9 protein-coding genes are annotated in these 9,511 nt (G+C 69.5%); 6 read left to right on the top strand and 3 right to left on the bottom strand.

Annotation, left to right across the window (positions count from 1 at the left end; all coding sequences use genetic code 11):
* Positions 1-384, top strand: a 384-nt coding sequence (locus tag WBA11_RS10975) for a LytR/AlgR family response regulator transcription factor (protein ID WP_424520729.1), incomplete at its 5' end; no start/stop codon positions are given.
* A 57-nt stretch (positions 385-441) separates the two neighbouring features.
* Complete coding sequence (locus tag WBA11_RS10970) at positions 442-1,062, top strand: peptidoglycan recognition protein family protein (RefSeq protein ID WP_424520728.1); 621 nt, start codon at positions 442-444, stop codon at positions 1,060-1,062.
* Between the two features lie 85 nt (positions 1,063-1,147).
* Here WBA11_RS10970 and WBA11_RS10965 read toward each other — a convergent pair whose 3' ends face one another.
* On the bottom strand, positions 1,148-2,068 hold the full coding sequence (locus WBA11_RS10965; RefSeq protein ID WP_424520727.1) for an oxidoreductase: 921 nt from the start codon (positions 2,066-2,068) through the stop codon (positions 1,148-1,150).
* Between the two features lie 135 nt (positions 2,069-2,203).
* Here WBA11_RS10965 and WBA11_RS10960 point away from each other — a divergent pair, with 135 nt between their 5' ends.
* From WBA11_RS10960 to WBA11_RS10945, 4 genes are all read left to right on the top strand, one after another.
* Positions 2,204-4,774, top strand: coding sequence for an acyl-CoA dehydrogenase (locus WBA11_RS10960; protein WP_424520726.1), 2,571 nt, complete (start codon positions 2,204-2,206; stop codon positions 4,772-4,774).
* Positions 4,775-4,874: 100 nt separating this feature from the next.
* On the top strand, positions 4,875-6,053 hold the full coding sequence (locus WBA11_RS10955) for a cysteine desulfurase family protein (RefSeq protein ID WP_424520725.1): 1,179 nt from the start codon (positions 4,875-4,877) through the stop codon (positions 6,051-6,053).
* A gap of 2 nt (positions 6,054-6,055) precedes the next feature.
* Positions 6,056-7,081, top strand: a complete 1,026-nt coding sequence (locus tag WBA11_RS10950; RefSeq protein WP_424520724.1) for a histidine kinase — start codon at positions 6,056-6,058, stop codon at positions 7,079-7,081.
* Positions 7,078-7,710 carry a response regulator gene (locus tag WBA11_RS10945; protein WP_424520723.1) on the top strand — a complete coding sequence of 211 codons (633 nt, stop codon included), beginning with the start codon at positions 7,078-7,080 and terminating at the stop codon, positions 7,708-7,710. The genes WBA11_RS10950 and WBA11_RS10945 overlap by 4 nt, the downstream gene beginning before the upstream one ends.
* 89 nt (positions 7,711-7,799) lie before the next feature.
* Here WBA11_RS10945 and WBA11_RS10940 read toward each other — a convergent pair whose 3' ends face one another.
* Both WBA11_RS10940 and WBA11_RS10935 read right to left on the bottom strand, forming a co-directional pair.
* Positions 7,800-8,348 carry a YqgE/AlgH family protein gene (locus tag WBA11_RS10940; RefSeq protein WP_424520722.1) on the bottom strand — a complete coding sequence of 183 codons (549 nt, stop codon included), beginning with the start codon at positions 8,346-8,348 and terminating at the stop codon, positions 7,800-7,802.
* 58 nt (positions 8,349-8,406) lie between these two features.
* Positions 8,407-9,273, bottom strand: a complete 867-nt coding sequence (locus tag WBA11_RS10935; protein WP_424520721.1) for an esterase/lipase family protein — start codon at positions 9,271-9,273, stop codon at positions 8,407-8,409.
* Positions 9,274-9,511: the final 238 nt, after the last annotated feature.

Here is a 9,511-nt window from a genome sequence, read left to right as displayed (position 1 = left end):
CTCCACGCCCAAGCCCGGCTCACGCCGGACGACGCCCGCGCCGTCTCCCGCGGCCTCGAGGCCGACCGGCTCTTGGTCCGCTCCGGCGACCGCTTGGTCGCGGTCTCCGTCGACGACATCGTCTGGGTCGAGGCCGAGGGCAACTACGCCCGCCTCCACACGACCGGCCGCCCGCTCTTGGCCGGCGTCGGGATCGGCGAGGTCGAGGCGCGCCTGCCTTCCGATCGGTTCGTGCGCGTCCACCGCTCGGCCTTGGTCTCGATCTCGGCCGTCCGCCACCTAGAGAGCGATGGGAGCGGCGGCTACGACGCGCTCCTCGAGGGCGGCCACCGCGTCCGCATCAGCCGGACCTACGCCGAGCGCTTTCGCCGGTTGGTGCTCTGAGCGCCCTCGAGGGCGAGCGGCTGCGGTGTATCCTCGAGGCCTGTCCTCGATGCACCCATGCGCGCCGCTCTGCTCCTTTTGTCCGTCGTCGTGGGCGCCTGCGCGTCCTCGCAAGCGCCCGCCAACCGGGACGGCCTGCCGACGGATCTCTCATACCTGACGCGGGCCGAGTGGGGTGCCAACCCGCCGACCGGCCCGATGCGGCCGCACACGCCGGACCAGATCACGGTCCACCACACCTACGACACGCACCCGCCCTCGAGGTCGAACGCCGACAAGCTGCGGAGCCTCCAAGCCTTCTCCGTCTCCGACGGCCCGCTCGGCGACGGCTCCCCCAAGGCCGTCTGGCCCGACGTCCCGTACCACTACTACATCGCCGCAGACGGCCAGGTCGTCGAGGGCCGCGACGTTCGCTTCGAGGGCGAGACGAACACGACCTACCCGCTTACGGGCCACATCCAGATCGTGGTCGAGGGCAACTTCGAAGAGACGGAGCCGACGCCGGCCCAGATGTCGAGCCTCACGCGCTTGGTCGTCGCCCTCGCCCAGCGATGGGAGGTCCCGGCCGACGCCGTCGCGAGCCACCTCGACCGCGCGCCGGGTCAGACGGCGTGTCCCGGCGAGAACCTGTACCAGCACCTCCCTGCGCTGCGCACCGCCGTCCTCGAGGCCGGATGAGGGGCGGAGGGACACGGGATGGAGGGATGGGCTCCAGTCTTTACGTCACCCGATCCCTCCACCCCTCTGTCCCGCATCCCTCCAGCTACACCGGCATCTCGAGTCCTGTCAGCCGCTCGCACGCCTCGAACAGCTCGCGGGCGACCTCGAGGTCGCGGGCCTGGGGCGCCACGTCGGCTAGTCCAGGCGTGCCGCGCATCTCCTGAAACCCCTGCGGCCCGACGTACGCGCCGCCCTCGACGTTGGGATCGGCCGCGGCGACGAGCGTGGGGAGCGCGCCTTTCCACGCCGGCATGGCCACGAGTGGAAGAACGGCGTTCGCGATCGTCGCCTTGACACGTGAGCCCGCGGTCATGTCCTCGGTCAACTCCGTGGCCGAGAGGCCCGGGTGCGCAGCAACGCTGAGGACTCGGTCGCCCATGCGCCGGTCGATCTCGAAGGCCAGCATGAGATCTGCCAGCTTGCTCTGCTGGTAGGCCTGCCACGGGTCGTAGGACCGCTCGCTGTTCAGGTCCTCGAGCGTGATCCGTCCCTCTTTGTGTGCGATGCTCGCGAGCCACACCACGCGCCCCGTGCCGCCCTCGAGGACGGCGGGTAGCAGGCGGGCGGTGAGCGCGAAGTGGCCGAGCACGTTGACGCCGAACTGCGTCTCGAACCCGTCGGCCGTCTCCGTCCGCTCGGGCACGGCCATCACGCCCGCGTTGTTGACCAGCACGTCGAGGCGGTCGCCGTCTTGGAAGGTGCCCGCGAACGATTCGACGGACGCGAGGTCCGCCAGGTCGAGCTGTCGGACCTCGAGGTCGGCGCCTGGGAGGGAGTGCTTGACGTCCTCGAGGGCGGCCCGGCCTCGGTCGAGGTCGCGGCAGGCCAGGATCACCGTCATGCCGAGCGACGCGAGTCCGCGAGCGGTCTCCAGTCCGATGCCGGAGTTCGCGCCGGTCACGACGGCGACGCGGCCCGCTTGGCGGGGGAGGTGCTGCAAAGACCAGGAGACAGAGTCGGCCATGTGTGGGTGTCGTAGGCGGTATCCCTTCTCGACAAGGCCTAGGGCGGCGGGGTTTCCGGGATCCGCATTCGAGCTTTGTAATTTCGGTTTACAGCGTTAACCTCCGATACCCGTCACTCGCCTCTCCTACGACACATGGACGCTCTCGACATTTTTGCCAGCACGCCCGTCTGGGCCGCCGCCCTCGGCGTGTTGCTGGTCTTGTTCGCGCTCGGCTTTACCGGGGCACCGCTATGGGTCTGGGCTGCTGCCGGCCTGGTTGCGCTCGTCGGATTCGGAGCGCCGGTCGCTGTCATCGCGGTGTTCGCCGTCCTGTCGGCGGTTTTCGTGATCACGCCGATCCGCCGCCTGCTCTCAGGCGCGGTGATGTCGCTGATGGAGAAGATGCAGTTCTTGCCCGTCATCTCGTCGACCGAGCAGGAGGCCATCGACGCCGGCACGGTCTGGGTCGAGGGCGAGCTGTTCTCGGGCAAGCCGGACGGCAAGAAGTTGCTGGCCGAGCCGTACGCGGGGCTCACCGCTGAGGAGCAGGCGTTTTTGGACGGGCCGGTCGAGGAGGTCTGCCAGATGGTGGACGATTGGGAGATCTGGCAGCGCCGCGACCTGCCGCCGCAGGTCTGGCAAAAGCTCAAGGACGACAGGTTCTTCGGGCTGATCGTCCCAAAGGAGTACGGAGGGCACGGCTTTAGCCCGTCGCTGAACAGCGCCGTCGTCGCCAAGATGTCGTCGGCGTCCTCGACGTTGGGGATCACGGTCATGGTGCCCAACTCCCTCGGTCCCGCCGAGCTGCTGTCGCACTTCGGGACACAGTCCCAGAAAGACCACTGGCTGCCCAAGCTGGCGGTCGGTGAGGTCATCCCGTCGTTCGCGCTCACGGAGCCCGGAGCGGGATCGGATGCCGGCGCCATCTCGTCGCGCGGCGACGTGTTCAAGGGCGACGACGGCGAGCTGTACCTCCGGCTCAACTGGCGCAAGCGCTACATCACCCTCGCGGCCATCTCCGACGTCCTGGGCCTCGCGTTCAAGATGTTCGATCCCGACAACCTGTTGGGCAAGGGCACGGAGCTCGGCATCACCTGCGCGCTCGTCCCGACCACGAACGAGGGCGTCATCCTGGGCAAGCGACACGACCCGCTGGGCGTCCCGTTCTGGAACTGCCCGACCGAGGGCGAGGACGTCGTCGTCAAGCTCGAGGACGCGATCATCGGCGGCGTCGAGGGCGCCGGTCGCGGCTGGCGCATGCTGATGCAGTCTCTCGCCGCTGGACGCGGCATCTCGCTGCCCGCATCTGCGACGGCCGGAACGCAGCAGATGGCCCGGGTGGCTGGCGCCCACGCGCTGATCCGCAAGCAGTTCGGCCTGAGCATCGGCAAGTTCGAGGGCATCGAGGAGCCGTTGGCTCGGATCGGTGGCTACGCCTACGTCATGGAGGCCGCGCGTCGATACACGAACGGTGGGCTCGACCAGGGCGCTGCTCCGGCCGTCGTGACGGCGATGATGAAGTACAACACGACCGAGCTGTTCCGGAAGGCGTGCAACGACGCGATGGACATCCTGGGCGGCAACGCGATCTCGCGCGGCCCTCGCAACCCGATCGCAGGGGCCTACGCAGGCATCCCCGTCTCGATCACCGTCGAGGGCGCGAACATCCTGACGCGGACGCTGATGGTGTTCGGGCAGGGCGCGATCCGGTGCCACCCGTACGCGCTGAAAGAGATGCGCGCGTTGATGGACCACGACGTCAAGGCATTCGACGCCGCGTTCTGGCCTCACATCGGCCACGTCGTCCGCAACGGCTTCCGAGGCGTCGGTCTGTCACTAACGCGCGGCTGGCTCGCCGGCTCGCCGGTCTCCGGCCCGGCCGCGAAGTACTGGCGCAAGATGGCCTGGTCGAGCGCCACGTTCGCGTTCCTGGCGGACGTTGCGATGGGGACGCTCGGCGGCGACCTCAAGCGGAAGGAGAAGCTGACCGGCCGGTTCGCTGACATCTTCTCGTGGATGTACCTCGGCACGGCCGTGCTCAAGCGCTTCGATGCCGAAGGTCAGCCCAAGGAGGACCGCGCGTTCCTCGACTGGTCGATGCAGTACGCGTTCGCCCAGATCCAAGACGCGTTCGACGGCCTGTTCGCCAACCTCCAGGTGCCGGGCGCGACGTGGTTCTTCCGCGGACCTCTCGCGGCGTGGAGCCGCCTCAACCGTCTAAGCTCGATGCCGTCCGACAAGACCGGCGGCAAGGTGGCCCGCGCGATGCAGGTCCCGGGCGAGCAACGCGACCGCCACTTCGGCGCCGTGTTCACCACGCTCGACCCGGAGCACGCGCTGGGCCGCTTCGAGAGCGCCATGCGCCTGTGCTACCAGGCCGAGGGCGTCGTCTCGAAGATCAAGGCGGCCATCCGCTCGCGTCAGCTCCCCAAGCAGCACCCCGCCACGCTGATCCCGGCCGCCCTCGAGGCCGGCATCATCACGGCCGACGAAGCGGTGCTCTTGGAGCGCGCTGAAGAAGCTCGCAACGACGCCATCCAGGTCGACAGCTTCACCACCGAGGAGTACTTCGCGACCGCCGTGACCCCGTCCTCGACGGGCGACGGCGCGAGCGGAGACGGCGCCTCGATCGGAGCCGTCGGCTTCGGCGCACCAGCCTCGACGGACGCGGGTGCGACGACCTGGACGGGCGCCGTCGTCACACAAGACCCGGCCGCCGAGTAGCACATCGACCTCGAGGGCGAACGCACGAGCGCGTCCTCGAGGTCGAGTCGTCCTACATTGGTAGAGCGGAGCTTTCGCGGAGTGCGGAGGTTAGTGGCCCGTGCCGTACCTCGATCACGCCGCTACGACCCCGCTCCGCCCCGAGGCTCTCGAGGCGATGCTGCCGCATCTGCGCGACGGCTGGGCCAACCCCTCGTCGTTGCACGGACCCGGACGGCGTGCCCGCGTCGCCGTCGAGCACGCGCGCGTCGAGGTCGCAGCCGTCCTCGAGTGCGAGCCCGGCGAGGTCGTGTTCACGTCCGGCGGCACCGAGTCCGACAACGCGGCCATCCGCGGCGTCTTGACCGGGAAGGCGCTCCGCGCGACCGGACGACCCGGGTTGGTGACGTCATCCGCCGAGCACCATGCGGTCCTCGACACGGCGCGCGCTCTCGAGGCCGAGGGCCATCCCGTCACCGTCCTCGAGGTCGATGGCGAAGGGCGCGTCTCTCCCGAGTCCGTCCTCCAAACCGTGACTGACGAGACCGGGCTGGTCTCGCTGATGCTGGTCAACAACGAGATCGGGACGGTCCACCGAATCCGTGACGTCGCGACGGCTCTCCAGGGCCGGTCGTCCTCGAGGGCGCCGCTGGTTCACACCGACGCCGTGCAGGCGGCCGGGCTCTTGCCGCTTGGCGTCGACGACCTCGAGGTCGATCTGCTCTCGCTGTCGGGGCACAAGGTGGGCGGGCCGAAGGGCGTCGGGGCGCTGTACGTGCGGTCCGGGACGCCGTTTTCCGCGATGCAGACGGGCGGGGCGCAGGAGCGCGGCCGTCGGGGCGGGACGGAAAACGTGGCTGCGATCGTCGGGTTCGCGACGGCTCTGCGGCTTGCGGAGGCGGACCGCGTCCTCGAGGCCGAGCGGTTGTCACGCCTACGGGACGAGCTTCGGTCGCGGCTGGGCGCTGCGTTCGGGGACCAAATCGTGGTCAACACGCCGTCCGAGGCCGCGCCCCACATCCTGAACGTGTCTTTCCGGCCGGGGCCGAGCGGCCCTCTCGACGGTGAGATGCTGCTGACGGCGCTCGACCTCGAGGGCGTCCATGCCTCGGCGGGAAGCGCGTGCACGAGCGGAGCGCTGGAGCCGAGCCACGTCGTCACGGCCCTTGGACTGGGCCGGGAGACGGCCGCTGCGACGGTCCGCCTGAGCCTGGGACGCACCACGACCGCTGCCGATCTCGAGGACGCGGTCGGAGCCCTGACTCGAGTCGTCCGACGGCTCGACCCTGTCATCGCCTAAGCATGTCGTTGCTCCCCGACCGGTACCGCACCGTCGTCCGCGCGCTGCCCGACGTCGTCACGCGTCTTACCGACGACGGGACCGTCCTCGACACGCACGTCCCAGACCCATTCGCGACGGAATACCCGCGCGAGAGCTTGGTCGGTCGCAAGCTCCACGACGTCATCCCGGCCAAGCTCGCCGGGCAGTTCGACGCGTCCGTCACGATGCTGCGGCTTACTGGCCAGCCGTCGTCGTACGAATACACCGTCGAGGTCGATGGCCGGACGCGGTACCGCGAGGTCCGAATGGTATCGGCCGGTCCCGGCGAGGTCTTGTCCATCCTGCGCGACATCACGGACTTGCGCGAGAACGAGATCGCCCTCGAGGCCTCGCAAGCGGAGCTCCGTGCCTTGGCGAGCCATCTGCAAGAGGTCCGAGAAGACGAGCGGACGCGCCTGTCCCGAGAGGTGCACGACGTGATCGGCCAGCAGCTGACGGCCGTTCGCCTTGGAGCCGGCTGGTTCGGTCGGCACGCTCCCGACGATCAGGAGGTCCGAGACCGCCTGACGGACCTGCGCCAGACGATCGACGAGACGCTTCGGCAGACGCGTCGCATCGCGACGGACCTCCGGCCTGGCGTCCTCGATGACTTCGGACTCGCGAGCGCCGTCGAGTGGCAGACGCATCGCTTCGAGGAGCGGACAGGGACGCGCTGCCGTTGCGACGTTCACGGCGCGTCCGAGCCGCCCGGAGACGTCGCGACGGCAGCGTTTCGGGTGTTCCAAGAGTCGCTCACAAACGTGGTCCGCCACGCCGAGGCCGGCCGCGTCGCCGTCACGCTCGTCCTCGGCCTCGACTCCCTCCGTCTGGTCGTCTCGGACGATGGTCAGGGGTTCGACGCGTCCCAACTCCGGCAACGCTCTCTCGGGCTGCTGGGAATGCGAGAACGCGCCGCTGCGCTCGGTGGCACCCTCGACGTGCAGGGAACGCCCGGACAGGGGACCGTGGTCGAGTGTACGTTGCCCTATTCGCCCCCTGACGCATGACACGGATCGCCATCGCGGACGACCACACGTTGGTCCGCCGCGGACTGACGGAGCTCCTCAACGAGACCGACGGCTTGGAAGTCGTCCTCGAGGTCGCGTCCGGCGACGAGCTGATCCGGGCGGTCCGCGATACCGCCGCCGACGTCATCGTGACGGACATGAACATGCCGGGTCCCAACGGGCTAGACCTGGTCAAGACGCTGCGGTCGGAGCACCCCGGCCTGGGCATCCTGGTGCTGTCGGCGCACCCCGAGGACCAGTACGCCGTGCGCATCGTCCGGGCGGGTGCCTCCGGTTATCTGACGAAAGAGAGCGCCGAGGACGAGTTGGTCGACGCGGTCCGGCGCGTGGCGTCGGGGCGGAGGTACCTGACCCAGACCCTGGCCGAATCGCTTCTGGACTCGCTCGACACGGATCCCGACGCGGCGCCCCACGCTGCGCTCTCGGACCGGGAGTTCCAGGTGATGCGGATGCTTGCGTCCGGCGTCGCGGTCGGCGGGATCGCGGAGGAGCTGTCGCTCAGCGTCAAGACCATCTCGACGTACCGAGCGCGCCTGCTGGAGAAGATGGGGATGGGCTCGAACGCCGAGGTCACGCGCTACGCCTTGGAGAACGACCTGGTGGACTGAGGGATGGTCGCGCGCGGCCACGAGGTCGCGAAATAGTTTCACGTCTGGACGCGCCGCCCCGTCCTCGAGGCCGCACATTCCCTAATTCCTCAGTTCAGTCGCGGGTCGTCCGGGAACGTCGAGAGCAAGGCGTATTCGCCGCCCATCTGGCGCAGGATTGGGCGCCAGAGCGCGTCGTCGCCGTCGGCGAAGACCAGGTCGGGCGCGCCCTCGAGGACGATCCAGGCGCCCTCGTCCACCTCCGCGTCCAGCTGCCCCTCGCCCCATCCCGAGTAGCCGACGAAGAACCGGACGCGATCCTTGTCGAGGCGATCGTCCTCGAGGCCGGCGCGGATCTCCTCGAACTCGCCGCCCCAGAACACGCCCTCGAGGACGGGCAAGGCGCCGTCGAGGTCGGGGTACGGATGGAGATAGTGGAGCGTGTCCGGCTGGACGGGGCCGCCGGCCCACAGCTCGGCGTCGAAGTCGAACGTCTCGTCGGTGGCCTGGGAGAGGGCGAGGCCGGTCGGGCGGTTCAGCACCAGGCCGAACGAGCCCGATGTCGTGTGCTCGCAGATCAGGACGACGGTCCGCCGGAAGTTGGGGTCCGCCATCGGCGGTTCGGCGACCAGGACGTTGCCGGGGATGGGAGCAGACATGAGACGAGAGGGGGGCTCTGCCAACGTCTCGGCGTCCGCCGTGTTCACGGCCGAGAGGTCACAAACCGCGGTCCCGCAAGCGCTCGGCGTGGGCCTCGAAAAACGCGTAGGAGTCGTAGCCGGTCGTCGGCGCGAGCCGCAGGCCGATCTGCTTGGCGTGGTCGGCCTCGAGGGTGCCCAAGTGTTCTCCCCAGACCATCGAGGACGTCGGGACGATGCCGTCGTTGACGCCGGCCAGGCCGTACAGGATGCGGTTCGGGACGATCAGCGGGGCGTAGATCGGGACCTCGGTGTCCTTCCCGGCCGCGCTGTCGTAGCTCGCGCACCACGCGTCCGGGATGAGCTCGTCGGGCGGGAACCGAGCGGTGACGGCGTCGGGCGTTAGCTCCTCGAGGGCGTCGTCGGGGTGGGGGAGTGCTTCTTCGTAGGCGGCGCGGCCGACGAACTCCATAATCCCCATCGCCCACGACCGGAGCCGCTCCGGCCGGTCCAAGACGTAGGAGGCGAGGTCCGAGCCCCGGTGCGGCGTCGACACGGTGACCAGGCTCGCGATCCGGGCGGTCCACTCCGCTTCTCGTGCCAGGAGACGCGCATCGAGGCCGCCGGACGAGAACCCGACCAGGTTCACCATCTCCGCGCCTGTCTCCTCGAAGACGACCTCGAGGCGCTCCGCCCACGTGGCGGCCCGGACGGTGACGGAGTCGTACGGGTTGACGTGGGGCGCGTAGGCCTGGACGCCGCGTCCTCGAAGGTGCATCGCCTCGGCGTGGAGCACGCCGCCTTGCATCAGGTTCGCGAGCGCGCCCAACCCGTGCATAAACACGACCGGGTAGCGCGTCGGGCGGAGCGGCGGCTGCGGCATCGGCTCGAGCTCGACGGCGAGTCGGGCGACGGCCTCGGCGCGGCGGGTGAGTCGGGTGAGCACGAGCGGGGAAGGAGGTGGCCGAGTGTACGGCGGTTTCCCACGACCTCGAGGGCGGACGGATTGCGGGAGGTGAGCGTGCTGGCCGTTTGCGCGCTGTGACAAGCCTCCGCTGAGCCGTCCTCGAGGACGGCTACAGGATCGCCGCCGCGCCGAGCATCGCGAGCCCGGAGAGCAGCGGGACGCGGATGTTGTCGTCGATGGGGATCGGCGCGGCCTCGAGGGCGGCCCCCACGACGGC

The sequence above is a fragment of the Rubrivirga sp. genome, assembly GCF_049648075.1.
Classification (GTDB): Bacteria; Bacteroidota; Rhodothermia; order Rhodothermales; family Rubricoccaceae; genus Rubrivirga.
Note: the sequence above shows the minus strand (reverse complement) of the source record. Positions and strands in the feature narration are given on the sequence as shown.

Bases quoted from the DNA above. Each gene is read 5' to 3' on its own strand.
- WBA11_RS10970 (WP_424520728.1), top strand. From the start codon at position 442: ATGCGCGCCGCTCTGCTCCTTTTGTCCGTCGTCGTGGGCGCCTGCGCG.
- WBA11_RS10965 (WP_424520727.1), bottom strand. From the start codon at position 2,068: ATGGCCGACTCTGTCTCCTGGTCTTTGCAGCACCTCCCCCGCCAAGCG.
- WBA11_RS10960 (WP_424520726.1), top strand. From the start codon at position 2,204: ATGGACGCTCTCGACATTTTTGCCAGCACGCCCGTCTGGGCCGCCGCC.
- WBA11_RS10950 (WP_424520724.1), top strand. From the start codon at position 6,056: ATGTCGTTGCTCCCCGACCGGTACCGCACCGTCGTCCGCGCGCTGCCC.
- WBA11_RS10945 (WP_424520723.1), top strand. From the start codon at position 7,078: ATGACACGGATCGCCATCGCGGACGACCACACGTTGGTCCGCCGCGGA.
- WBA11_RS10940 (WP_424520722.1), bottom strand. From the start codon at position 8,348: ATGTCTGCTCCCATCCCCGGCAACGTCCTGGTCGCCGAACCGCCGATG.